Source organism: Kitasatospora sp. NPDC040550 (assembly GCF_055594965.1).
In genome coordinates this window covers 152,593-176,009 of sequence record NZ_JBVIWC010000021.1, presented here as the reverse complement: position 1 = coordinate 176,009, position 23,417 = coordinate 152,593, and the positions used below count along the sequence as shown (strand labels likewise).

General features: G+C 72.8%; 21 protein-coding genes. 12 read left to right on the top strand and 9 right to left on the bottom strand.

Annotation, left to right across the window (positions count from 1 at the left end; translation table 11 throughout):
* The first annotated feature begins 234 nt into the window (after positions 1-234).
* Positions 235-1,215, top strand: coding sequence for a methyltransferase domain-containing protein (locus tag ACZ58X_RS28310; RefSeq protein WP_470336415.1), 981 nt, complete (start codon positions 235-237; stop codon positions 1,213-1,215).
* Positions 1,208-1,705, top strand: coding sequence for a phosphoribosyltransferase (locus tag ACZ58X_RS28305; protein ID WP_360238628.1), 498 nt, complete (start codon positions 1,208-1,210; stop codon positions 1,703-1,705). Before ACZ58X_RS28310 ends, ACZ58X_RS28305 begins: the two co-directional genes overlap by 8 nt.
* A 33-nt stretch (positions 1,706-1,738) precedes the next feature.
* On the opposite strand, the gene pcp is transcribed toward ACZ58X_RS28305, so the two are convergent.
* The 3 genes from pcp to ACZ58X_RS28290 are packed head-to-tail and all read right to left on the bottom strand — an operon-like array spanning position 1,739 to position 4,172.
* The gene (gene pcp, locus ACZ58X_RS28300; protein WP_470336414.1) at positions 1,739-2,383 is read right to left on the bottom strand and encodes a pyroglutamyl-peptidase I; all 645 of its coding nucleotides are present in this window, start codon (positions 2,381-2,383) and stop codon (positions 1,739-1,741) included.
* Between the two features lie 44 nt (positions 2,384-2,427).
* Positions 2,428-3,396: a DUF979 domain-containing protein gene (locus tag ACZ58X_RS28295; RefSeq protein ID WP_470336413.1), complete on the bottom strand. Its 969-nt coding sequence runs from the start codon at positions 3,394-3,396 to the stop codon at positions 2,428-2,430.
* On the bottom strand, positions 3,393-4,172 hold the full coding sequence (locus ACZ58X_RS28290) for a DUF969 domain-containing protein (protein ID WP_470336412.1): 780 nt from the start codon (positions 4,170-4,172) through the stop codon (positions 3,393-3,395). Before ACZ58X_RS28290 ends, ACZ58X_RS28295 begins: the two co-directional genes overlap by 4 nt.
* 157 nt (positions 4,173-4,329) lie before the next feature.
* Between ACZ58X_RS28290 and ACZ58X_RS28285 the strand changes: the two genes are divergently transcribed.
* The 4 genes from ACZ58X_RS28285 to ACZ58X_RS28270 all read left to right on the top strand — a co-directional run bounded on the left by ACZ58X_RS28285 (position 4,330) and on the right by ACZ58X_RS28270 (position 7,470).
* A complete protein-coding gene (locus ACZ58X_RS28285) occupies positions 4,330-5,019 on the top strand; it encodes a GntR family transcriptional regulator (RefSeq protein WP_470336411.1) in 690 nt (229 codons plus the stop codon).
* Complete coding sequence (locus tag ACZ58X_RS28280; RefSeq protein ID WP_470336410.1) at positions 5,016-5,876, top strand: LamB/YcsF family protein; 861 nt, start codon at positions 5,016-5,018, stop codon at positions 5,874-5,876. Before ACZ58X_RS28285 ends, ACZ58X_RS28280 begins: the two co-directional genes overlap by 4 nt.
* Positions 5,873-6,496: a 5-oxoprolinase subunit B family protein gene (locus ACZ58X_RS28275; protein ID WP_470336409.1), complete on the top strand. Its 624-nt coding sequence runs from the start codon at positions 5,873-5,875 to the stop codon at positions 6,494-6,496. The genes ACZ58X_RS28280 and ACZ58X_RS28275 overlap by 4 nt, the downstream gene beginning before the upstream one ends.
* A gap of 110 nt (positions 6,497-6,606) precedes the next feature.
* Positions 6,607-7,470: a 5-oxoprolinase subunit C family protein gene (locus ACZ58X_RS28270; RefSeq protein ID WP_470336408.1), complete on the top strand. Its 864-nt coding sequence runs from the start codon at positions 6,607-6,609 to the stop codon at positions 7,468-7,470.
* 66 nt (positions 7,471-7,536) lie between these two features.
* Here the strand turns inward: ACZ58X_RS28270 and ACZ58X_RS28265 are convergent, their stop codons facing one another.
* Positions 7,537-7,809, bottom strand: coding sequence for a hypothetical protein (locus tag ACZ58X_RS28265; RefSeq protein WP_470336407.1), 273 nt, complete (start codon positions 7,807-7,809; stop codon positions 7,537-7,539).
* A 122-nt stretch (positions 7,810-7,931) separates the two neighbouring features.
* Here ACZ58X_RS28265 and ACZ58X_RS28260 point away from each other — a divergent pair, with 122 nt between their 5' ends.
* Positions 7,932-8,540, top strand: a complete 609-nt coding sequence (locus ACZ58X_RS28260) for a TetR/AcrR family transcriptional regulator (protein ID WP_470336406.1) — start codon at positions 7,932-7,934, stop codon at positions 8,538-8,540.
* 90 nt (positions 8,541-8,630) lie between these two features.
* Here ACZ58X_RS28260 and ACZ58X_RS28255 read toward each other — a convergent pair whose 3' ends face one another.
* Together ACZ58X_RS28255 and ACZ58X_RS28250 are read right to left on the bottom strand one after the other, a co-directional pair.
* The gene (locus ACZ58X_RS28255; protein WP_470336405.1) at positions 8,631-9,674 is read right to left on the bottom strand and encodes a glycosyltransferase family 2 protein; all 1,044 of its coding nucleotides are present in this window, start codon (positions 9,672-9,674) and stop codon (positions 8,631-8,633) included.
* A 248-nt stretch (positions 9,675-9,922) separates the two neighbouring features.
* Positions 9,923-10,525 (bottom strand): superoxide dismutase, encoded by a 603-nt coding sequence (locus ACZ58X_RS28250; RefSeq protein WP_470336404.1) that lies wholly within the window; start codon positions 10,523-10,525, stop codon positions 9,923-9,925.
* Between the two features lie 157 nt (positions 10,526-10,682).
* On the opposite strand from ACZ58X_RS28250, the gene tsaD reads away from it, so the two are divergent.
* The 4 genes from tsaD to ACZ58X_RS28230 all read left to right on the top strand — a co-directional run bounded on the left by tsaD (position 10,683) and on the right by ACZ58X_RS28230 (position 17,022).
* Positions 10,683-11,756 carry a tRNA (adenosine(37)-N6)-threonylcarbamoyltransferase complex transferase subunit TsaD gene (tsaD, locus tag ACZ58X_RS28245; RefSeq protein ID WP_470336403.1) on the top strand — a complete coding sequence of 358 codons (1,074 nt, stop codon included), beginning with the start codon at positions 10,683-10,685 and terminating at the stop codon, positions 11,754-11,756.
* 278 nt (positions 11,757-12,034) lie between these two features.
* Positions 12,035-14,302, top strand: a complete 2,268-nt coding sequence (locus tag ACZ58X_RS28240) for a M9 family metallopeptidase (protein WP_470336402.1) — start codon at positions 12,035-12,037, stop codon at positions 14,300-14,302.
* 550 nt (positions 14,303-14,852) lie between these two features.
* Positions 14,853-15,938 carry a cytochrome P450 gene (locus ACZ58X_RS28235; RefSeq protein ID WP_470336401.1) on the top strand — a complete coding sequence of 362 codons (1,086 nt, stop codon included), beginning with the start codon at positions 14,853-14,855 and terminating at the stop codon, positions 15,936-15,938.
* A 94-nt stretch (positions 15,939-16,032) separates the two neighbouring features.
* Complete coding sequence (locus ACZ58X_RS28230; RefSeq protein WP_470336400.1) at positions 16,033-17,022, top strand: JmjC domain-containing protein; 990 nt, start codon at positions 16,033-16,035, stop codon at positions 17,020-17,022.
* A 136-nt stretch (positions 17,023-17,158) separates the two neighbouring features.
* Here ACZ58X_RS28230 and ACZ58X_RS28225 read toward each other — a convergent pair whose 3' ends face one another.
* Entirely contained in the window at positions 17,159-17,905 is a 747-nt protein-coding gene (locus tag ACZ58X_RS28225; protein WP_470336399.1) for a hypothetical protein, read from the bottom strand.
* 1,850 nt (positions 17,906-19,755) lie between these two features.
* Between ACZ58X_RS28225 and ACZ58X_RS28220 the strand changes: the two genes are divergently transcribed.
* On the top strand, positions 19,756-20,265 hold the full coding sequence (locus tag ACZ58X_RS28220; RefSeq protein WP_470336398.1) for a histidine kinase: 510 nt from the start codon (positions 19,756-19,758) through the stop codon (positions 20,263-20,265).
* Positions 20,266-20,313: 48 nt separating this feature from the next.
* Here ACZ58X_RS28220 and ACZ58X_RS28215 read toward each other — a convergent pair whose 3' ends face one another.
* Both ACZ58X_RS28215 and ACZ58X_RS28210 read right to left on the bottom strand, forming a co-directional pair.
* Positions 20,314-22,617, bottom strand: a complete 2,304-nt coding sequence (locus ACZ58X_RS28215; RefSeq protein ID WP_470336397.1) for an ABC transporter permease — start codon at positions 22,615-22,617, stop codon at positions 20,314-20,316.
* Positions 22,614-23,372, bottom strand: a complete 759-nt coding sequence (locus ACZ58X_RS28210; protein ID WP_470336396.1) for an ABC transporter ATP-binding protein — start codon at positions 23,370-23,372, stop codon at positions 22,614-22,616. The genes ACZ58X_RS28215 and ACZ58X_RS28210 overlap by 4 nt, the downstream gene beginning before the upstream one ends.
* Positions 23,373-23,417 lie beyond the last annotated feature (45 nt).

Sequence of the window (23,417 nt, the reverse complement as noted above, 5' to 3'; positions counted from 1 at the left end):
CACACACCGACTCCCCCCCCCCCCCCCCCCTTCCCCCCCCCCCTCCCCCCCCCCCCCCCCCCCCCCCCCTCCCCGCCCCCCCCCCCCCCCCCCCCCCCCCCCCCCCCCCCCCCCCGCCATCGGTTCCTGCCCGACCGGGTTTGGCTGTCCGGTGACGACGAGGCCCTGACGCTCTGCGAGCGTGGGCGTGAGCCCGAGCGGTGGTTCGCCGCTGCTTACGGGGACGTGCCTGTGGTGACGCAGGTCAACGACGGGGAGGAGCCGTCCGATCCGGCTGACGCCTGGCCGTCCTCCTCCGCCTCCGCGCCCTCGATCGTCTTCCGGATGCTCGAACTCCTGGACCTCGCACCGGGGATGCGTGTGCTGGAGATCGGCGCGGGCACCGGGTACAACGCCGCGCTCCTCTCGCACCGGCTGGGCGATGCCAACGTGACCACGGTCGAGATCGATCCCGCCGTGGCCGGGCTCGCCCGGTCCAGCCTCAAGGCCAACGGCTACTCCCCCACCCTCGTCTGCGGGGACGGAGCTCTCGGCTGGGGCGCCCGGGCTCCGTACGACCGGGTGGTGGCCACCTGTGCGGTCCAGCGCGTTCCGTACGCCTGGGTCGAGCAGACGCGGCCGGGCGGCGTCATCCTCACTCCCTGGTGCGACGACTGGAGCCACTGCGGGCTGCTGCGCCTCACCGTCGGCGAGGACGGGACGGCCTCCGGCCGTTTCTCGGCCGACAGCGCTTTCATGCTCATGCGGACGCAGCGGCGGGACCTGCGGCTGTTCCGGGACGTGGTCATGGACGACCACGTCCCGGTCGAGTCCACCACCGCCCTCGACCCATGGACGGTCGCGGACTCCCCGGTCGAGACCCAGTTCGCGCTCGGCCTCCGCCTCGGCGACCTCTGGTACGCCTGGCACCACGAGCCCGACGTCGAGGGCGTGGAGACCCGCCTCTGGGTGGCCACCACCGACGGCGGCTCCTGGGCGGCCGTCGACTGGGACGGCACCCGCGGCGCCGAGCGCTACACCGTGTGGCAGCACGGTCCCCGCCGCGTCTGGGAGGAGGTGGAGGCCGCGCACCGGTGGTGGCTGGGCGCCGACCGCCCCGGGCCGGAGCGGTTCGGGCTGACCGTCACGGCCGACGGCCAGGGGGCGTGGCTGGACGAACCGGGTGCCGGATTCGCCGCTCGGCCCGCTCTCCAGGAGACTGAACAGCGTGACTGATGTGCGAGAGATCCTGGACTACCAGACCTTCGGCCGCGCGGTGCGCGAGCTGGCGCAGACGATCGCCGACGACGGGTTCGAGCCCGACCTCGTCCTGAGCATCGCCCGGGGTGGCGTGTTCGTGGCGGGCGGGCTGGCGTATGCGCTGGACTGCAAGAACATCCACCTGGTGAACGTGGAGTTCTACACGGGTGTGGGCACGACCCTCGACATGCCCGTGATGCTGGCGCCGGTCCCCGCCGCGATCGACTTCACCGACAAGAAGGTGCTGATCGCCGACGACGTGGCCGACACCGGCAAGACGTTGAAGCTGGTGCACGACTTCTGCCTCGACCACGTCGCCGAGGTCCGCTCCGCCGTGATCTACGAGAAGTCGCACTCCCTGGTGAAGTGCGAGTACGTGTGGAAGCGGACCGACGACTGGATCGAGTTTCCGTGGTCGGCGCAGGACCCGGTGGTCAAGCGCCCCGGCCAGGTGCTCGACGCCTGACCGGCCGGGCCCCGCAGTCCGGCAATCCCGGCCTCAATGGGTCGCGCCCTCCGGGACGCGGAGGTCGACCGCGCGGGTGGCGGCTGCCGTGAGGAGGGCGCGCAGGGCGTGGGCGACGAGGTCGGCCGGCAGGGCGGGGGCGGAGCCGTCGAGGACCTGTTCGGGCAGGGCCGGGATGTGGACGAACCCGCCTCGGGCGGTGGGGTGTTCGGTGGCGAGCGTGTGCATCAGGGCGTAGAAGACGTGGTTGCAGACGAAGGTCCCCGCGGTGTGGGAGAGGGAGGCGGGTACATCGGCCTCCCGGACGGCGGCCACGCAGGCCTTGACGGGCAGGGTGGCGAAGTAGGCCGCAGGGCCGCCGGGGACGACGGGCCGGTCGACCGGTTGCCGCCCGGCGTTGTCGGGGATGCGGGCGTCGTCGACGTTGATGGCAACGCGCTCGACGGTGACGTCGGGCCGGCCGAGGGCCTGGCCGAGGCAGACGACGAGGTCCGGGGCGCCGTCGCGGATCGCGGTGCGCAGTTCCTCGGCCGCCTGCCCGAAGACGCAGCTCAGTCGGGCGGCGGTGACCAGGAGCCCCTCGGGCGGGTTGTCGGCGACGAGGCGGGCGACCTCCCAGGACGGGTTGACGTCGGCGCCGCCGAACGGTTCGAAGCCGGTGAGCAGGACCCTGGTCATGGGGCCGCCTTTCTGAAAGCGGGGCGGGGTGCGGGCGGGGCGGGTCAGAACGCGAAGAGCGACATGATGGCGATGTTGCAGACCAACAGCGCCCCTGCGGTGGGGAGTTGGGCCTTGATCGGCCCGTACTGGTCCTTGAGTTCGAGCAGTGCCGCCGGGACGAGGTTGAAGTTGGCCGCCATCGGGGTGACGAGCGTGCCGCAGAAGCCGGCCAGCATGCCGACCGCGAGCACGACGCCCGGGCTGCCGTGCAGGTGGGTCACCAGGACCGGCCAGCCGATCGCGGCCGTCATCACCGGGAAGGCGGCGAAGGCGTTGCCCATGATGATCGTGAACAGGGCCATGCCCAGGCAGTAGACCGCCACCGCCGCGTACTTGCTGCCGTCCGGGAGGAAGTGGGTGGTGATCCTGCCCACCTGGGCACCGACGCCGGCGCTCTGGAAGATCGAGCCCAGGACGGCGAGGAGTTGGGGCAGCAGCAGGGCCCAGCCCATGGCCTCCAGCAGCCCGCGGCCCGAGCGCAGGGCGACGGCGGGGTTGCGTTCGCGGGTGAGCAGCAGGGCGAGGCCCAGGGCGACGAGCGAGGCGATGCCGAGCCCGAGGAGCGTCTCGCTGCCGGCCTGCAGCAGCACCCCGCCGCCCAGGTGCACGCCCTTGAGGAGCGTGCCGCAGGCCAGGGCGACCAGCGGGAGCGCCAGTGCCGGGATGAACAGCCGGTTGCCCAGGCGCGCGGCGGAGGCGGCCCGCTCTTCGGGGGCGGCGGCCGTGGGGGTGCCGCGGCCGGTGAAGCCGAAGCCGGCCAGGCAGATCATCGCCAGGACGGCGACGCCCAGCGGCGCGGCGGGGGCGGTCTTGTCGGCGACCCACGAGCCGTAGACGAAGCTCGCACCGAGCAGGCCCCAGAAGGCGGCGCTGCCGTACCGCTTGGGGTTGCCGCGGTCTGCGGCCATCTGCGCGGCCATCGCGAGGAAGACGGCTCCGACCAGCCAGTACAGCCACTCGACCTTGATCACTTGGTGCTCCCCTCGATGCGATCGGCGGTGGCGGCAGTGGTGGCCGTGGTGGCTGTGGTGGCTGTGGTGGCTGTGGTGGCTGCAGTGGTGGCCGTGCCGGGGGGCGCTGCGGGCAGGTCCCGGGCGAGGGTGTGGTCCAGGCGCAGCAGGCGGGCGCCGTGGATGAGGGTGGCGCAGACCGCGGTGGGGATGGCCCAGAGCGCGAGCTGCACCGGCTCCAGGTCGGTGTGGTACGTCGCGTTGACGAAGCCGGTGATCAGCAGGATCGAGCCGACGGCGAGGAAGCAGTCCTCACCGAAGAACAGGCCGACGTTGTCGGCGCTGGCGGCGAAGGAGCGCAGGCGTTCGCGGGCCTTGTCGGTCAGGGTGCCGTGGCGGCGCTCGGCGGCGGCCTCGGCCATCGGCGCGACCATCGGGCGGACTGCCTGGGCCGGTCCGCCGAGGCCGGTGAGGCCGAAGGCGGCGGTGAGCTGGCGGACCACCAGGTAGACCGCGAGGACGCGTCCGGCGCTGGCCTTGGCGAGCTTGTTCATCAGGGTGCGGGCCTGCTCCTGGAGGCCGTGGCGCTCCAGCAGGCCGATCACCGGCAGGGTGATCGCGAAGAGGGTCACCGAGCGGCTGGAGGCGAAGCCGGTGCCGAAGGCCTCCAGGACCTTCAACGGGCTCATCCCGCCCAGCAGTCCGGTGAGGATGCCGGCGGCGCCGACGACGAGGAGCGGATTCCGCCGGGTGGCGAACCCGGCCACCACGACGAGGATGCCGACAAGAACGATCATGTTCCTGACCGCCTTTCAGAGGACCTCCGCCCTACGGGTGGCCGCCTGGGCACCCCGGGGCGGAGGCGGTCGCGGTTGGGTGGACCGCGACCGTTCGGGGGTTGCCGAGAGGCTAGGGGATTGTGGAACAATCCGACAAGAGTTCAGGAGGTGGAACGTGACCGGAGTTTTCGACGCGCTCGCGGCCGACCGGGGTCGCATCGAACGCGCCAGCGCCGCCCAACGCGTGGCCGAGGTGCTGCGCGAGCACATCACCGAGGGCCGGCTCGCCCCGGGCACCCGGCTCTCCGAGGAGGCGCTCGGCGAGGCGCTCACCGTCTCGCGCAACACGCTCCGCGAGGCCTTCCGGCTGCTGGCCGACCAGCGGCTGGTCGTGCACGAGCTCAACCGCGGCGTGTTCGTCCGCGTCCTCGAACCGGCCGACGTCGCCGACATCTACACCCTGCGCCTCGCGCTGGAGACGGCCGGGGTACGGGCCCTGCGCAGCGCGACACCCGAACGCCTGGCCGCGGTGCGGACCGCGCTGGCCCGCGCGGAGGCCGCCGAGGCGTTCGGCGACTGGGTCACCGTCGGCACCGCCGACCTGCACTTCCACCAGGCCATCGCGGGGATCGCCGGCAGCCGGCGGATCGACGAGTGCATGGCCCGCCTGATGGCCGAGCTGCGCCTGGCCTTCGCCGCCGTCCCGTCGGCCAGCGGGCTGCACGAGCCGTTCCTGCGCCGCAACCAGACGCTCGCCGGGCTGCTGGAGGCGGGCGAGATCGACGACGCCGAGGTGGAACTGACCAGGTACCTGGACGACGCGCGCGCGGTGATCGTCCGCGCGATGACGGACGGCGCGGCGTGACACCGCCCGACAGCACCGAAGGCGCCCCCACGACGGTCGTCGACCTCAACGCCGACCTCGGCGAGGGCTTCGGCCGCTGGACGCTCACCGACGACGACGCCCTGCTGTCCGTGGTCACCAGCGCCAACGTCGCCTGCGGCTTCCACGCCGGGGACCCGAGCACCATGCAGCGGGTGTGCGAACTGGCCGCGGCCCGGGGCGTACGGATCGGCGCCCAGGTCTCCTACCGGGACCTCGCCGGGTTCGGCCGCCGGGCGATGGACGTCCCGCCCGACGAACTGGCCCACGAAGTGGCGTACCAGATCGGGGCGTTGCAGGTGTTCGCCCGGGCAGCCGGAGCGGACGTGGCGTACGTCAAACCGCACGGCGCGCTGTACAACCGGACGGTGCACGACGAGGAGCAGGCGGAGGCGGTGGTCCGCGGCATCCGCCTCGCCGGGCCGGCGTCGGCGCTTCCGGCCCTCGGGCTGCCGGCCCTCGGACTGCCGGTCCTCGGGCTGCCCGGTTCACGGCTGCACGAGGCGGCCGGGCGGGCCGGACTGCCGGCGGTCGCCGAGGCCTTCGCCGACCGCGCCTACACCCCGGACGGCACGCTCGTGCCGCGCCGCGAACCCGACGCCGTCCTCCACGACCCCGACGCGGTCGTCGCCCGCTCGGTCGCCATCGCCCGGGACGGCGAGGTGACCGCCCGCACCGGCGAGCGGATCCGGCTGCGGGCCCGCTCGCTGTGCGTGCACGGCGACACCCCGGGGGCCGCCGAGCTGGCCCAGCGGGTGCGGACGGCGCTGTGGCGGGCCGGGGTCCGCGTCGAGGCGTTCGCGGGCGTGCCGGACCGGGCGGGGAGAGGCGCGGGATGAACCTGCGAGTCCTGCGGGTCGGCCCGGACGCGCTGCTGGTCGAGCTCGACGGCGCCGACGAGACGATCGCCTTCCACGCCGAACTCCAGCGCCGCCGCACGGCGTCCGGGTTCCCGTGCGTCACAGAGGTCGTGCCGGCCGAGCGCACCGTCCTGCTCGACGGCGTGGCCGATCCGGACGCCCTGGCCGCCGAACTGCCCGGCTGGCGCGTCCCGCCGCTGCGGACGAGCACCGACGGGACCGTGACCGTCCCGGTGCGCTACGACGGCGCCGACGTGGCGGAGGTCGCCGCGCTGTGGGGCGTCGCCGAGCGGGAGGTCGCGCGGATCCACTCCGCGACCGAGTTCCGGGTCGCGTTCAGCGGCTTCTCCCCCGGGTTCGGCTACCTGACCGGCCTGCCCGAGCGGTACCGGGTGCCACGGCGGGCCGTGCCGCGGCCCGCCGTACCGCCCGGGGCGATCGCCCTCGCCGGCCGCTACACCGGCGCCTACCCGCGCTCCTCCCCCGGCGGCTGGCAGCTGATCGGGCACACCGACGCCGTGCTGTGGGATCCCGCCCGCGAACCCGCCGCCCTGCTCAGCCCGGGTGCTCGGGTCCGCTTCGTGATCGAGGAAGCATGAGCGAGGAAGCATGAGCGGGGAGGCATGAGCGGAGAAGCGCGAGCGGGAAAGATGAGCGAGGCCAGCGAGGTCGGCGGGGAGAACGAGGAGAACGAGGAGAACGAGGAAGCATGACCGTCACCGTCACCCGCTCCGGCCTGCTGACGACCGTCCAGGACCTGGGCCGCCCCGGGCACGCGCACCTGGGCGTGCCGCGTTCCGGCGCCCTGGACCAGCCCGCCCACCGGCTGGCCAACCGGCTGGTCGGCAACCCCGCGACGGCGGCCACGATGGAGACCACCGTGCTCGGCTGCGCGCTGCGCGTGGACCGCGCGGTGACGGTCGCCGTGACCGGAGCGCCGTGCGCCGTACGGGTCGACGGGCGGCCCGCCGCCTGGGGCGCCCCGGTGCGGCTGCCCGCCGGGGCGTTGCTGGACGTGGGCCCCGCGACGCGGGGCGTGCGCAGCTACCTGGCCTTCGCGGGCGGGGTCGCCGCCGCGCCGGTCCTCGGCAGCCGCTCGACCGATCTGCTGTCGGGGCTGGGCCCCGCTCCGCTGGCCCCCGGGGACGTGCTGCCGCTCGGTGAGCCGGCCGGCCCGCCCGCCGCCGTGGACCTGGTGCCGACGCCCGCACCACCGGACCCGCTGCTCCTACCGGTGCTGTTCGGTCCGCGCGACGACTGGTTCACCGCCGGTTCCCGCACCGCCCTGACCGCTTCCGGCTACCGCGTCTCCCCCACCAGCAACCGGATCGGCCTGCGCCTGGACGGCCCGCCCCTGGAGCGCGCCCGGGACGGCGAACTCCCCAGCGAGGGCATGGTCCTGGGCTCCGTCCAGGTCCCGCCGGACGGCCGCCCGGTGGTCTTCCTCGCGGACCACCCCACCACCGGCGGCTACCCCGTCATCGGCGTCGTCCCCGCGGCCGCGCTGGCCGCCGCCGCCCAGGCCGGCCCGGGCACCCCGGTCCGCTTCACCCCGGTGCGGCGGAGGGGCTGACCGCCCGGAACCGCCCAGGACCCGCCAGGACCGCCCGGAACCGGCCCGGGCCCGCCAGGGCCCGCCCTACTTCCGGCCGGTGTGGCGGTGGGCGAGCCGGGTCTCCGCCTTGAGCAGGAGGGGCATCAGGGCGTAGACGACGACGGGGACGACGAGCGCGGTCATCACCAGGGTGCGCAGCGGCACGGGCAGGCTGCCGAGGTGGGGGCCGAGGACGAGGAAGGCGGCGGTGATGGTCGGGTAGACGGCGAGCCAGGTGAGCAGGGCGCGGCGGTGGACCGAGGGGGCCGCGGCAGCGGTGCGGGCGGGGGCTGCTGGGGTGATGGTGTCGGTGGTCATGGCGCGGGTCCTCCCCTTGGTGAGCGGGCGGAGACCTCATCTCCAACCCTTCGGTTGGAGTTTGGCACGCGCGGACGCGGATGTCCAACCATTGGGTTGGAAATTTGGGATACCCTTGGGCCATGGCCTGGGACACCGCACGCACGCAGCAGCTCCTCCTCGACGCCGCGGTCGAGGAGTTCGCCGAGTTCGGCCCGGACGGGGCCCGGATCGCCCGGGTGGCGACCCGCGCCGGGGTGAACAAGGAGCGGATCTACCAGTACTTCGGCAACAAGGAGCAGCTCTTCTCCGCCGTGCTGACGTCCGAACTCGGCAAGCTGGCGGAGGCGGTGCCGCTCGCCCCGGCGGCCGGGCTGGACCTCGGCGACTACGCCGGGCGGGTCTTCGACTACCACTCGGCCCACCCGCACTTCTCCCGGCTGCTGGCCTGGGAGGGGCTGCAACGCGGTTCGGAGTCCGAGGAGTTGGCGGCCGGGCCGGAACGCACCGCGCACTACGGGGAGAAGGTCGCCGCCGTCGCCGCCGCACAGCGCAGCGGCGGGGTGGCCGGGGAGCTGGACCCGGCGCGGCTGATGTTCGCGGTGATCGGCCTGGTGAACGCGTGGTTCACGCTGCCGCAGATGGTCCGGCTGCTGCTCGCCAGCACGGCGGACCCGACAGCGGACCCGGCGACGGACCGGGCCGCCCTGGTCACCCTGGTCCGCCGGCTCACGGCGCCCACGGTCGGCTGAGCGGCCCGTCCGGTCAGCCGCAACCGACGGCCCGAGGCCCGTCCGGTCAACCGCAGCCGCAGCGCAGCCGACGATCCGAGGCCGTCCCGGTCAGCCCCGGCGCACGGCCTGGGCGGCCTGGCGGGCGCGCCGGACGGTGCGGTGGAGGCGCTGGACGGCGATGAAGCGGTTCATCGCGTCGGCCTGGGTGAGCCGGTACTTGAGCCGCAGCTGGCCGTTGAGGTCGGCGATCCGCTCGGGGCCGATGGCGTGCAGCAGGCGGCTGACGTGCCGCTGGTAGACCTCCCAGTAGTTGCGGTCGCCGTCCGGGATGGACCAGAAGAACATCGGGATCTCCTCGGCCAGGCAGTTCCGGTCGTAGGCGTGCAGGTACTGCTCGGTGAAGAGGGCTTCGGGGCGGGAGAGCAGCCACTCCCGGACGAGTTCCATCGAGCGGACCCGGTCGATCAGGCCGCGCGGGTCGGTCTTCTTCTGGGTGATGGAGAGGTTGCCGTCCTCGCGGACCCGCCAGTGGTAGATCGGCTCGGAGAGCACGTCGACCCGTTCGGCGAGGAAGTGGTGGGGGACGCTGACCGGGGCGTCCTCGTACAGGATGCCCTCGGGGTAGCGGATGCCCGCGGCGTCGAAGAAGGTGCGCCGGTAGACCTTGTTCCAGGCGGTGCGGTCGGTGACCAGGGCGGGCAGTTCGCTGACGTGGGTGCGCAGCCGGGTCTCGCGGAAGGGGCGGCGGTGCGCGTGCGAGGGGGTGAGGCCGGTGGTGCGCAGGCGCATCGCGTTGCCGGTGGCGAAGTCGGAGCCGGTCTGGTCGAGCGTGCTGATCATCAGCTGGTAGGCGTGCGGCGGCAGGGTGTCGTCACTGTCGACGAACGTCAGGTACTGGGTACCGGGGGCCAGGTGGCGCCAGCCGGTGTTGCGGGCGGCACCGAGGCCCTTGTTCTCCTGCTGGACCAGCCGGAAGCGTCGGTCCCGGGCGGCGTACTCCTTGGCGATCACCGGGCCGTCGTCGGTCGAGCCGTCGTCGACCAGCACGCACTCGAAGTCCGCGAAGGTCTGGGCCGCGATCGAGTCCAGGCACTCCGCGAGGTAGCGCTCGACGTTGTAGATCGGGACGACGACGGACAGACGAGGGGCCATCGGACGGCCTTTCGCTCAGGAGCGGACGGGCCGGTCGGCCGGTCGGCCGCCGACCGCCGGTGACCGGCGGTGTCCCGAGCGTAGCGACCGCGCGCCGTTCACGGGCGAACAACGGGTAGCGGAGGGCGTTCGGTTCGGTGTGGCTGACGTGACGGGGATCGACGGCCGTGGCGGGAAACCACGGCGGGGACGCGGGGGAAGGCCCCGGACCGCCCGACCGGTCCGGGGCCTTCCTGCTCGCTCGGTGCTCAGGCGCCCTTGACGGCGGCGAAGCGGGAGGAGACGTCCTGCCAGTTGACGACGTCCCACAGACGGGTGACGTAGTCCGGGCGGACGTTGCGGTACTGCAGGTAGTAGGCGTGCTCCCAGGCGTCGAAGGCCAGCAGCGGGGTGGTGCCCTGGCCGACATTGCCGTGGTGGTCGTAGACCTGCTCGACGATCAGGCGCTGCCCGAGCGGCTCCCAGGACAGGATGCCCCAACCGGAGCCCTGGACACCGGTGGTGGCGGTGGTGAGCTGCTTCTTGAAGGCCTCGAAGCTGCCGAAGTGCTCGGTGATGGCGTCGGCCAGCTCGCCCTCGGGGCGGTCGCCGCCCTCCGGGGACAGGTTCTGCCAGAACAGCGAGTGCAGCACGTGGCCGGAGAGGTGGAAGGCGAAGGTCTTCTGCAGGCCGATCAGGCCGCCGAACTGCTCCTTGTCGCGCGCCTCGGCGAGCTGCTCCAGGGTGTCGTTCGCTCCCTTCACGTAGGCGGCGTGGTGCTTGGAGTGGTGCAGCTCCAGGATCTCGGCGGACATGGCCCGCTCGAGCGCGGAGTAGTCGTACGGCAGGTCGGGAAGCGAGTAGGTGCCCATCAGGACACGGCCCCTTTCGGCGGGTTGAGCGATGACGATCGTGCCGGGACAACACTATTGCGTATGAGTTGCAGGAACGAAGCATGGGCTCCTGCTTATTCCAGCGTTCACATCGGGCACAATGGTCACCCGCACGTGTAATGAGTGAAGAGGGTGAGTGACTGTGACAGGGGCGCCGGTGGTCGTACTGGGCATCGAGTCCTCCTGCGACGAGACCGGTGCCGGTCTGGTCCGGGACGGCGTGCTGCTCGGGCAGGCGGTGGCCTCCTCGATGGACGAGCACGCCCGCTACGGCGGCGTGGTCCCGGAGATCGCCGCCCGGGCGCACGTCCACGCGATGGCCCCCGTGGTGCAGGAGGCCCTGGACCGGGCCGGACTGACGCTGCGGGACGTCGGGGCCGTCGCCGTCACCACCGGCCCCGGCCTGTCCGGCGCCCTCCAGGTCGGGGTCGCCGCCGCCAAGGGGTACGCCTTCTCGCTCGGCGTCCCGCTGTACGGGGTGCACCACCTCGCCGGGCACGTCGCCGCCGCGACCCTGGACGGCGGGCCGCTGCCCGACCCGTGCATCGTGCTGATCGTCTCCGGCGGGCACACCTCGCTGCTGCTGGTCCGCGACCTCGCCCGGGGCCGGATCGTCCACCTCGGCGACACCCTGGACGACGCGGCCGGCGAGTGCTTCGACAAGGTCGCCCGGATCCTGGGCCTGCCCTACCCCGGCGGACCGGCCGTCGACCGCGCCGCGCGCGACGGGGACCCGGCGGCGGTACGGCTGCCGCGGCCGCTGACCGGGCCGCTTGACGACCCGTACGCCTTCTCCTTCTCCGGCCTCAAGACCGCCGCCGCCCGCTGGGTCGAGGCGCGGCGCACGGCCGGCGAGGAACCGCACGTTCCGGACGCGGCGGCAGCCCTCCAGGAGGCGATCGCGGACGTGCTCACCCGCAAGGCGGTGCGGGCCTGCACCGACCACGGGATCGACACCCTGGTGGTGGTCGGCGGGGTGGCCGCCAACTCGCGGGTGCGGGCACTCGCCGAGCAGCGGTGCGCCGCGGCCGGGATCGCCCTGCGGGTGCCGCCGCTGCGGCTGTGCACGGACAACGGCGCGATGGTCGCGGCCGTCGGCGACCTCCTCGCCCGGGCCGGGGCCGAGCCCGCTCCGGCGGACGTGTCGGTGGATCCGTCGGCGCCGCTGGAGTTCGCGGCGCTCACCCCCCGGGCGCGGTCAGTGGCCTGACGGTCCATCAGATCTCCTGCCCGAGCGGCTCGTCGGACAGCGCGCCGAACGGTGCGTCGGGTGGTGTATCGAGGGATGCGTCGGGTGGCGCATCGAGGGACGCGCCGAGGGCGTGCCCGGCGGGACGGAAGGGCACGGTTCGGTCTCGTCGGCCGGAAGCCGGGTTCCCAGGCCTTCCCTTTACCTGAATGAGTGTGCCATTTTACATGTCACACATCAGACTCCGTCCGTGCGCCCCCACCGCACGGCCCCCTCACGGTCCCGGAGGCCCCCACCCCATGCGTCCCTTCCGGATATCGAAGGCGAACGCGCGCCGACTGCCCGCGCTCGGCGCCGCCTTCTTCCTCGCAGCCGGCCTGTTCGCCCCGCAGGCGCACGCGGCCGACCGCGCTCCCACGCCGACCGCACCGGCCGCCCCACGGGCCGCCGCACCCGTCGCCCCGCGCGCGATCCCGGTGCCGAAGTCGCCCGACACCCCCCAGGACCCCCGTCCGCTCGCCGCCGAGAACCAGGGCAGGCCCACCGCCCCGACCGCGGCCGGCGCCATCGGCACCGCCCGGACGGCGCGGCAGCTGACCGCCTGCGACACCGCGGCGTTCACCGGCACGTCCGGTGCCGCGCTGGTCCAGCGGGTCAAGGCGGCGGGCCTCGACTGCGTCAACACGCTGTTCACGCTCACCGGCAACGACGCCAAGGGCGCCTTCGCCGAGGCCCAGATGGTGACCGTCGCCGACGCCCTGCGCGACACCGCCGCCGCCGGCTACCCGGGCGACAACTCCACCTCCGCCGGGCAGTTGGTGCTGTTCCTGCGCGCCGGCTACTACGTGCAGTGGTACCACCCCGACGCCGTCGGCCCGTACGGCGACGGCCTGCGGACCGCGATCCAGGCCGCGCTGGACGCCTTCTTCGCCGCCCCGCACAGCAAGGACGTCACCGAGGCCAACGGCGCCACCCTGGCCGAGGCCGTCACGCTGATCGACAGCGCCCGGGAGAACGCCCGCTACACCGGCGTGGTCAAGCGCCTGCTCGACGGTTACACCGGCGGGTGGACCGGCTCGATGGCCGCCGCCGTCGGCAACACCGAGACCGTCATCGAACGCGGCTTCGAGCTCCCCGAGTTCACCGCCGCCCTCCAGGCCGACCCGTCCTTCGCCACCACCATGGCCTCCTTCGTCACCCGCAACAGCGCCCAGCTCACCGGCGCCGACCCGGTGACCCGGATCGGCATCCAGATCGGCCACCTGGTCGCCGTCGACGGCCTCCGCGCGCAGGGCCGACCGATCGTCAAGGACCTGGTCAACCGCTACCCGCTGGTCGGCGCCACCGGCCCGCTCACCATGAACCTGCTCTGGTTCGCGGAGCAGAAGGACGCGGGCAACTGCTCCTACTACGGCACCTGCGACGTCCCCGCGAAGCTCGTCCCGCTGGTGCTCACGAGCGACCACACCTGCAACCCGAACCTGCGGATCCGCTCGCAGAGCATGACCGCCCAGCAGAACACCGACACCTGCACCAGCCTGGTCGACCAGGACGCGTTCTTCCACCGGGTGGCCAAGGACAACGGCCCGGTCGCCGACGACCGCAACACCGGCCTGGAGGTCGTCGTCTTCGACGACTACTACAACTACAGCCTCTACGCCTGGGAGATGTACCACATCGCCGTCGACAACGGCGGCATGTACGAGGAGGGCAACCCGGCCACCCCCGGCAACCAGGCCCGCTTCATCGCCCACCAGGCCGACTGGCTGCGCCCGAGCTTCCAGATCTGGAACCTGAACCACGAGTACACCCACTACCTCGACGGCCGCTACGACATGTACGGCGACTTCGAGGCGGGCATGACCACCCCGACCGTCTGGTGGGTCGAGGGCCTGGCCGAGTACGTCTCGTACAGCTACCGGGGCGTCCACTACGACGACGCCGTCACCCAGGCCGGCAAGGGCAGCTACCCGCTGAGCACGCTCTTCGACACCACCTACGACAACGCCGACTCCACCCGGATCTACAACTGGGGCTACCTGGCGGTGCGTTACATGCTCCAGTCGCACCCGCAGGACATCGACGCACTGCTCGCCAAGTACCGCGCCGGCGACTGGACCGGCGCCCGCACCCTGCTCAAGACCACCATCGGCACCCGCTACGACGCCGACTTCGCGACCTGGCTCAAGGCCTGCGCCGCCGACAACTGCGGCAGCCTGCCCACCGGCCAGGCCCCGCTGTGCGCGGCCGCCGACACCCGGCAGTACGACAAGAACTGCCGCCGCGACGGCGTGGCCGCCACCACCGGCAACTACGGCTACAGCTTCCTCTACCTGCCGGCCGGGGTGAAGCAGCTGACCATCACCACCGCCGGTGGCACCGGCAACGCCGACCTGTACTACAACGGACCTTCCTGGGCGACCACTTCGGCGTACCAGGCGAAGTCCACCGCCGCCGGGAACGGCGAGACCCTGACCATCGCGAACCCGCCGTCCGGCTGGGTGTACTTCAGCCTGTACGCCCAGCAGGGCTTCGGCGGCGTGACCGTCACCACCACGTACAACTGACCGGCCCCGCACCCACCGGAGGGTCCCGCGTCCACGCGGGGCCCTCCCCGTGCGTCCGGGGCCAGGCCTACGCCGACGCCTGTCCCGGCACCCCGGGAATGCCGGCGCGAATGCCCCCACCGGAAAAGGTTATAACGATTCGACATTCGAATTGGCTGTCAACGCCCCGTAGAAATCGAACTCCGGTTGTCGAAGGGGTGTCATGATCGCCGTCGTTCGGTTAAGGTCCTGAGTCAGTTGAAGCACTTCGGCCTTCCGGACCGGAAAGTCGGACTTCACCACCGGTGCGGCTACACCTATTCGTCGCACCCGTATTCCCGGAAAGGGGACAGCCATGAAGATGATCAAGGCGATCGTGAAGAAGTTCAAGCGTGACGAGGACCTCGCCAACCACGCGTGGGTTCTGCACGTCATCTGACGCACCACGGCCGGTGGGGGGGGGGGAGGGACCCCCCCCCCCCCCTCTCCCCCCTCCCCCCCCCCCCCCCCCCCCCCCCCCGGCGCCGCATTTCATCGCTATTCCCACGGAGGCGGGATCCTCGTGCAAGAAATGGCGCCGGAAACGGTCCGCGAACATTCCGTCGTCTACGCCCCGCGAATTCAGGACCTCCTGGCCCGGGACGCCAAGGTGTTCCGCGTCGACGCCACCACGGTCGGCGTCTCCGACGCCCGGCTGATGGCCGACATCGTGGCAGCCCGCCCGGTGCTCCAGACCGAGCGCTCCGTCTACAAGCCCGCCGCGGGCGCCGACATCCCCCACGACAGCGCGACCCGGACGATCCGCGCCCTGGGGCAGGACGTCATGGCGGGCATCCGCAAGCCACCGCCCCCGGCCCGCGGGCTGACCGGCGCCTGGCCGTACGCGCCCACCGCCTACCTGCGCCGGTGGCTGTTCGGATCCGACCCGCTACCCGTCTCCCTGCTGGCCAAGCGCGGCATCACCCGCTCCGACACCCTCTCCCGGCTCGTCGACCGGGCCGTCACCACCTGGCCGGGCGGAGCGGGCGGCACCCGGAGCGGGAACGGCAACGGGAGCGGGGACGGAACCGGGGCCGGCCACCCGCCCACCGCCATGGCCGGACTGATCCGCGGCGCCGACGACCCGCTGGAGCGCAAACAGGCCGTCGCCATGTACCGGCGGGCCTCCGCCACCCTCTGCGACGGCGTGGCCGCCCTGGCCGGCAACGCCCTGTGGCTGCTGCGGACGGCACCCGAACCCCGCGAGGACCTCACCGCCGTCCTGTGGGAGACCCTGCGCCTGCTCCCGCCCGCGTGGATGCTCTACCGCAACGGCGGAGACGCCTACGCCGGACTGCACCCCGAGATCCGCGCCGAGGACAACATCGCGCTGCTCCCCCTGCTGATGCACCGGCACCCGGACTACTGGGCCGACCCGCTGGAGTTCCGGCCGCAGCGCTGGGACGGGGTCGCCGACCCGGAGAAGACCCCCGGGTTCATGCCGTTCGGCTTCGACGGCGCCCGCTGCTGGGCCAAGCACCTGGTCGTCCCGCTCGCCGAACGCCTGCTCACCGTCGCCCTCGACCACGGCCTCACCATCCGCAGCCCCCGGCAGGACGCGCCCGTCCCGCTGCGCTCCCTGCTCTCCGTACGGTTCGAGGCCTCCGTCGGCACCTGAACCCGCCGATGAACCCGCCGACAGCCGAGTCCGCCCGTACGTGAACCCGTCGGCAGCTGAACCGGCCGGCCCTCCCGACAGCACTGGACACCCCATGGAATCGCCCACGCTCGCCGACTGGGTCGGCGACCTCGCAGGCTTCGCCGACCACCGGTGGCAGCGCGAACCCGCCGTCTTCACCCCCGCCCGGCCCGCCTCGCCGTTCGACCTCGACACGCTGGACGCCGCCTTCGACAGCGGGCTGCTGCGCACCCCGTACCTGGAGATGGTCCGCTCCGACAAGGTGGTCGTCCCGGCCGAGGCCTTCACCACCTCCCGCACCGTCAACGGCACCGCCCACCACGGCTTCGCCGACCGCGCCAAGGTGCTCGCGCTCCTGCGCACCGGGGCGACGCTGCTGCTGCGCTGCGTCGACCAGTGGCACGGCCCGACCGGCGACCTGGTGTCCCGGCTCTCCGAGGAGCTGGACCGGCGGGTGGAGGCGTTCTTCTTCCTCACCCCGGTCGGCGGCCAGGGCCTGGCGGTGCACCGCGACGACGCCGACGTGTTCGTCCTCCAGGTCTCCGGACGCAAGACCTGGTACGTCCACGACGCACCGGCCGCCGCCGAGTGGTCGCTCGGCGAACTCCCCGACGACGAACGCTCGCCGCAACGCCTGCACACCGTCCTCGGGCCCGGCGACGTGCTCTACGTCCCGCGCGCCTTCGCCCACCGCGCGGTGGGCGCCGAGGGACTGTCCGGCCACCTGTCGCTGACGGTCCGCGACCTCTCCGTCCCCGACCTGCGGACAGCCCTGGACCAGCTGCTCGCCGAAGGGCTGGCGCTGCCGACCCGCCCGCTGGGCGAGCCCGCGATCGCCGCCGCCGGCGCCACCCTGCTCGACCACGCCCGGGCCCGGCTCGACGGCATCACCTCGGAGCAACTGCTGCGCGCCGCCCGGACGGGCCGGGCCCGGCCACCGGCCGCGCCGGGCACCGACACCTTCGCCGGGACGGCCCGGGACTGGGCGAACGACGCCCCCGCGGGCGGGCCCGCCGGGCGCACCTGGCGACGGCTGCGGGCCGTGGCCCGCAGCGGGCGCTGAGCCGTCGCCTGATCCCGCCGGGCCGCGGCAGTCGGCAGTCCGGCAGTCCGGCAGTCCGGCAGTCCGGCAGTCCGGCGATCGGCAGTTCGCAGTCCGCAGTCCGCAGTCCGCAGTCCGCAGTCCGCAGTCCGCAGGATCAGTCGACGGGCGGGAACACCACGTGGTCCCCGCCCCGGACCACGAACCGCCAGCACTCCCCGACCTTCGAACTCGTCGGCAGGACGTCGATCCTGAGCTCGTGCTCCAGGGTGATCCGCAGGTCGCCCTCCGGCGCCCGCTCCACCGACAGCACCCGGGGCGACCGCCGCGCCAGGAACTCCCGCAGCGCGTCCGCCCCGGTGTCGTAGGCGAGGCGGTCGCCGCCCCCGCCCGGCACCAGGTCGTCGGAGCCGAGGTACACCTCCCCGCACTGGACGATCCGGAACGGGCACTGGGCGTGCACGGCATACCGGCTGCCCGTCGACACCTCCCCGCTCCCGCCCAGCGGCCACGAGACCGTCCCGCCGAAGTCGACGACGCCCGTGCCGCCGAACCGGTGCACGTTCACCCACGCTTCGCCGACCAGGCGTTGCAGCAGCTCGTCCTCGTCCGTCGCGTCCGGTTCGGGTTCCCCGTTGTTCAGCATGCCGTCATCGTCGTGCATCCGGGCCCGTCCGTCGCCCGAATTCCGGCCCGCCGGGCGGGCGGCGAGTTCGGCCCAGGTGCCGGTCTGGACGATGCTGCCCTCGTCCATCACGATCACCCGGTCGGCGACCGCCGCGTTGGCGATGTTGCGGGTCACCAGCAGGGTGATCCGGCCCGCGGCGAGGCCGCGCAGGGCGTGCAGGGCGTGCAGGGCGTGCAGGATGCGGCGCGCGGGTCGAGTGTTGTCTATAGCTGTCAAGTATCTGTCCGCGTCGGACGGCACGGCTGCCCGCAGGCATGTTGGGCACGATCTCGGCCAGCAAGCAGAAAATTGGTTGAGCCTCAGGTGGCCATGCGGCAGGCTCTCCCGCCGTGACCGAGGACATCAAGTCGCAGGACGACGAGGTGGACATCGATGCATCTCTCGCGGTCGCACGCGCATGTGAGGGGGACACGTGCCAGGCTTCCTCCAACTGTCTCACGCCGTGTCAGCCGGGTTCAGTCTCGAATTCGTGGCATTTCCTAGGTCAGGCCGACAACGCGCAGGGCGCCGGCCACAGCACGGTGCCCCCGTCGACACGCCGACGGGGGCACACCTTGATGACTTCACTCAACCGAGTGGCTGTCACGACCTGCGAGTCTCAACTCCCTGTCGCATCAGACTCTGATCCGACATCCATGCGCGCAAAATCATCTCGGCTATTTCGGATTCAGTCGATCTCGGTGGAGCAACCTCCTGCGACAGGGGCTACCGCCACGCACCAGCGAATCACTGCTTCAAGGTCTCCTACAATGATCCAGTTCACAGGCCGCAGCTGGGGAGTAAGGGCGCAGTATCCCCCCAGACCATATGCTGCGAGATGGCCAGGGATCCGACCCGATGGATCAATGACGCCGCGTCCGACTCGAATATCGACCGCTTTCGGACTAGGCGCTTCCGGCGCGTCATTTTTTCGATGAGTCGCCAGCCACCTGTATGCGAAGCTGGGATCAACATCGTCCAGCAGAGTACCGACAGTAATCAGCTTGCCACCCACGCGATAGGAGATCGAGGCCGATTCATAGAGATCCTCAGCCTTGACCGACCTCAGCCCCACCGGGTCCTGCCGTGGCAGTCCAAACACTGCCCCACAGAACTCGTGAGCCAGCATCTCGATTTCTCGAGAGAGGGGGTTATTGGGCATCATCTCTTCCGGCGGGTAGCATCCATTGAGCCTTGGTCTCGCAACCTACTGCCGACACATGACCGGAGACAATCAGTCCTTGTAGTAGAACGTGTCGTCCCAGGGTGCACCGGAGTGGCACATCTCGCCGTCGATGAGCACTACGTAGCTGCCCGCCTCCAGCTGAGCGGACGCATATCCATTCCCCCCAGAGTGGTTATCGCCTCGACGGAGCTTTCCACTCCCCGCGCAATGAAACGTATCAGCACTAGCAACTATCCGTCCATCGTATAAATACGGCAAGTGATCTTCCGGAAGTCTCATGCAGATATTTCCACAATGGGATCGCAAGTGCGCATTATTGGCCTGTAGTCGGATATTTCGGATGGCAGTGGCGACTTCGGTCCGCAGCCGCTGGTTGTCGGCCTTCGCGATCTCCAGGTCGGTGGCCAGGCTTGTCTGGCTGGGTGCCAGTCCGGCGTGGTCGTCGCGGTGGCTCCGTGCGGCTTGCCGGCTGCGATCCTGCTCGGTGTGCTCGCGGACGCCTCCTCGACCTCGGCACGACGGTCGGTGGGCATGTCGTCCAGCCGTTGACGCATGGTGTCGCTGACCTCGTTGAAGGCGTCGATCTGGTCGGCGAGGTTGCGTACGGCTGCCGGTGCGGACCCCGATCCTGGCAGCGGTCGACGGGCCCGCTCGGCGTGTCCCGTCCGCTCTCACCCGATCCGGGCGATTCCGTGTCGGCGACGGCGAGTTGGTGGATGTCGATCACCGGAGAGGTCCGCGATGTTCGATTCGGCGCGGGCCAGGGCAGACCACCCGCGCGTCATCCGCTCATCGGATGACCACCCCATCGAGCCGGGTCGACGAGCCGGTTCCTGTGGCCGGGTCGCGCGGCGGCGGTCACGATGGAGGACCGAGCCGAGCCCAGTCCGATCGGAGTGCGATGAGCGAGCAGCACAACGTCGTCCTGCTGACCTTTCCCGACGGCGGGGCCTGGCGTCCCGCGTTCGACGAGGTGCAGCACCTGCCGGGGTTGCGGTACGCGGCGGCGATGGAGCGCAGTGCCGACGGCCTGCTGGAGATCAAGGACACCTTCACCCGGGGCGCCGGGGTGGCCACCGTCGGCTCGGGGGTGCTGGGCGGCCTGGTGGGGCTGCTCGGCGGGCCCGTGGGGGTACTGCTGGGCTTCGCGGCGGGCGCGGCGCTCGGCAGCGCGGCCGAGGAGCACGCGGCGTCGGAGGGCGGCGCCGCGCTGATCGTGCTGTCGCCCCGGGTGCCGGACGGCGGGGCGCTGGTCGCCGTGGAGGTGCGGGAGGCCTCGCCCGGCCCGGTGGACCGGTTGGCCGCGAAGCACGGGGCGGGCGTCGAGCGGCTCGACGAGCACGCCTTCACCGAGCAGGTCCGGGCGGCGGAGCGGAAGGCCGAGGAGGACCGGGCGGACGAGGGGTCCTAGCTGGGGCGTGGCCGGTGGATCAGGCCGGCCCCCGGCCCGCCCGGGGCCTCACTCCGCCCGCAGCGCGTCCACCGTCCGCGCCCGCGCCGCCCGGACGGCGGGCAGCAGGGCACCGAGCAGGGCGATCAGCACGCCGCCGAGGCCGAGCAGGACCAGCGTGGGCGTGCCGAAGACGTCCAGGGCGGAGGCCGGGAAGTTCAGGCCGGCGCTGTGGCCCATCGCGGGCACCGTCAGGCGGTGCAGCAGCAGTCCGGCCGGTAGGCCGATCGCACCGCCGACCGCCCCGACCAGCAGCACCGAGGCCAGCACCACGCCGACGGTCTGCGCCGGGGTCATGCCGAGGGCCTTGGTGACGCCCATGTCCCGGGTGCGTTCGCGGATCTCCAGGACGACGGTGTTGAACACCCCGAGCCCGGCGACCACCACCAGCAGCGCGGTCAGGGTGGCGGTGAGCGAGTTCAGGGCGAGGATCGAATCGCTGGAGCTGTGCTCCGGGTCGGCCTGGGCGGCCAGGTGCAGCGGGGCCAGCGCGCCGCCGAGGGCGGCGGCGTAGCCGGCGTGGTCGGTGCCGGGCCTGACCTTGACGAACCAGACGTCCGGCTTCGGGGCCGTGCCGGACGGGAAGGTGGCGGCGTCGGTGAGCAGTTCGTCGGCCTGCACGTGCGGGTCGAAGACCTCACCGACGATCCGGACGGTGACGGCCCGGCCGTGGGTGGTGAAGGTGACCTGGTCGCCGAGCTTCACCGAGGCCTCGGTGAGGAAGGTGACGGGGGCGACGGCCTCGCCCGGGTCCTGGAACCAGCGGCCGGAGACCATCCGGTAACCGGCCCGGGAGGAGTCGCCGGTGAAGGCGGTCACCAGGGTGGTCCCGGCGACCCCGGGGACGGTGACGTCCGCCGCGCCGACACCGTAGTAGCCCGCGGTACCGGGCTGGGCGGCCAGGGCGGCGGTGACGGCGGTCGGGTCGGCCTGGTCGGGCCCGGCCGCGGGAGCCGCCCGGCCGACCGGGCCGGGGATCCGCTGGGGGTGCACGAAGACGTCCGACGTGTCGTGGTTCTTCGCCTCCTGCACCCAGTGCATCGTTCCGCCCATGCCGACCGCGAAGACCGCCGCCGTGGTGCCGAACAGCACGGCGGCGAGCATCCCGGCGGCCCGGCGGGCGAGGGCGTCGCGCCGGGTGGTGCCCGCCGTGCGGCCGACGGCCAGCGCGTCGACGGTGCGCAGCCGGCCGGCCCGGGCGGCGGCCGCCCAGGCGACCAGGGCGACGGCGGCCAGGGTGCCGCCGGCCACCGCGACGTCCACCCAGGGGGCGACCCCGGAGGCGTCGGTGCCGTACAGGTTCCCGGCGGTGGCGAGCACCGGGACGGTCAGCAGGTTGCCGACCACCACGCCCAGCAGGGTGCCGACGGCGGCCGGGACCATCGCCTGGGCGACGTAGGCGCGCACCACCTGGGCGGGGGTGCAGCCGATCGCCTTGAGCACGCCGATCCGCCGGGTGGCGCTGCCGACCGCACCGGCCACCACGTTGCCCGCGACCAGCACCGACATCGCCATGCCGAGCAGGCCGAAGGCGACCATGAACGGCAGGAAGAGGGCGGTGTTGCGGTCCGAGCCCTGCTTGGCGGTGAGCCAGGACCGGGCGCCGGTGACCGCCCTGGCGGGGGCCGCGGCGGTGACGGCGGCCCGGTCGGCGGCGACCGCGTCGGTGGTGGCGGCGTCGGCGAAGCGGTAGAGCATCTCGTACCCGGGTGTGCTGCCGGGCGCGGTGAGGGACGGGACGGTGTCGGGCAGCACCCAGGCGTCGGCGGTGCGGCTGACGGAGCGGGCGAGGCCGACGACGGTCAGCGAGGGGGTGCCTGGCAGGCCGGGCAGGCGGAGCGTCCCGCCGATCGGCACGCCCGGGTTCCCGTAGTCGGCGGCGAGCACCACCTCACCGGGCCTGGCGGGCCAACTCCCTTCCATCATGGTGACGTCGTCGACACCGGTGGCGGCCGACGGGCGGCCGGCGACGGTCATCGGCGCCATCGTCAGGCCCGCCGGTCCGGTCGAGCCGGGGCCCGGCTCGGGGTCGACGGTGACGGTGCGGAAGGGGCCGGCGGCGGCCGTCACCCCGGTGGCGTGCGCGGTGGCGGCGAGCTGGTCGGCGCCGGTCCTCGTGCCGTCGAAGCCGACGGTGAGGTGGGCCCCATGCTGGCCGTCGAAGGCCTGGTCGAAGGGGGCCTGGGAGGCGACCAGCAGCGAACCGCCGAGGACGGAGCAGGTGGTGGCCACCAGGGCGGACAGCCCGACGGCGATCGACTGGGTCCGGCGGCGGCGCACCCCGGCGCGGACCACCCTTCCGAGCGCGCTCATGCCACGACCTCCGGAGCCGAGGACGCCGTACCCGCCGTCTCCGCCGGGCCCGCCGTCTCCGCCGGGCCCGCCGTGTCGGCCGTGTCCGACTCGATCCGGCCGTCCCGCATCCGGACGGTGCGGGTGGCGCAGTCCGCGGCGAGGGTCAGGTCGTGGGTGACCAGCAGGATGGTCTGGCCGTCCTGGTGCAGCTCCCGGAACAGCTCCTTGACGTCCTCGCCGGAGGCCGAGTCCAGCGCGCCGGTCGGCTCGTCGGCCAGCAGCAGGGCCGGATCGTTCATCAACGCCCTTGCCACCGCGACACGTTGGCGTTCGCCGCCGGAGAGCCGGCCCGGGTGGGCGCGGGCGTGCCGGTCGATGCCGAGCGACTCCAGCAGTTCGCCGGCCCGCCGCCGGGCCTCGGGGCGCGGGACGCCGGCCAGTTCGCCGGCCAGCACCACGTTGTCGGCAACGGTGAGGTCGTCCAGCAGGTTGAAGAACTGGAACACCATGCCGATGGCGCCGCGCCGGTACCGGGCCGAGCCCGTCTCGTTCAGCCGGTCCACCCGGACCCCGGCCACCGTGACCGTCCCGGCGCTCGGCCGGTCGAGCCCGGCGATCAGGTTCAGCAGGGTGGACTTGCCGCTGCCGGACGGGCCGAGCACCGCCACCGACTCGCCCTCGCGCACGCTCAGCGTCACCCCGTCCAGCGCGGCCCGCGCCCCCTCGTAGTGGCGGCTGACACCGCTCAGTTCGATCACCGGATCGCCGTTCATTCCCCGCTCCTCGCCGTTGCTCCGCTGGTGACGAGGACGAAGCTA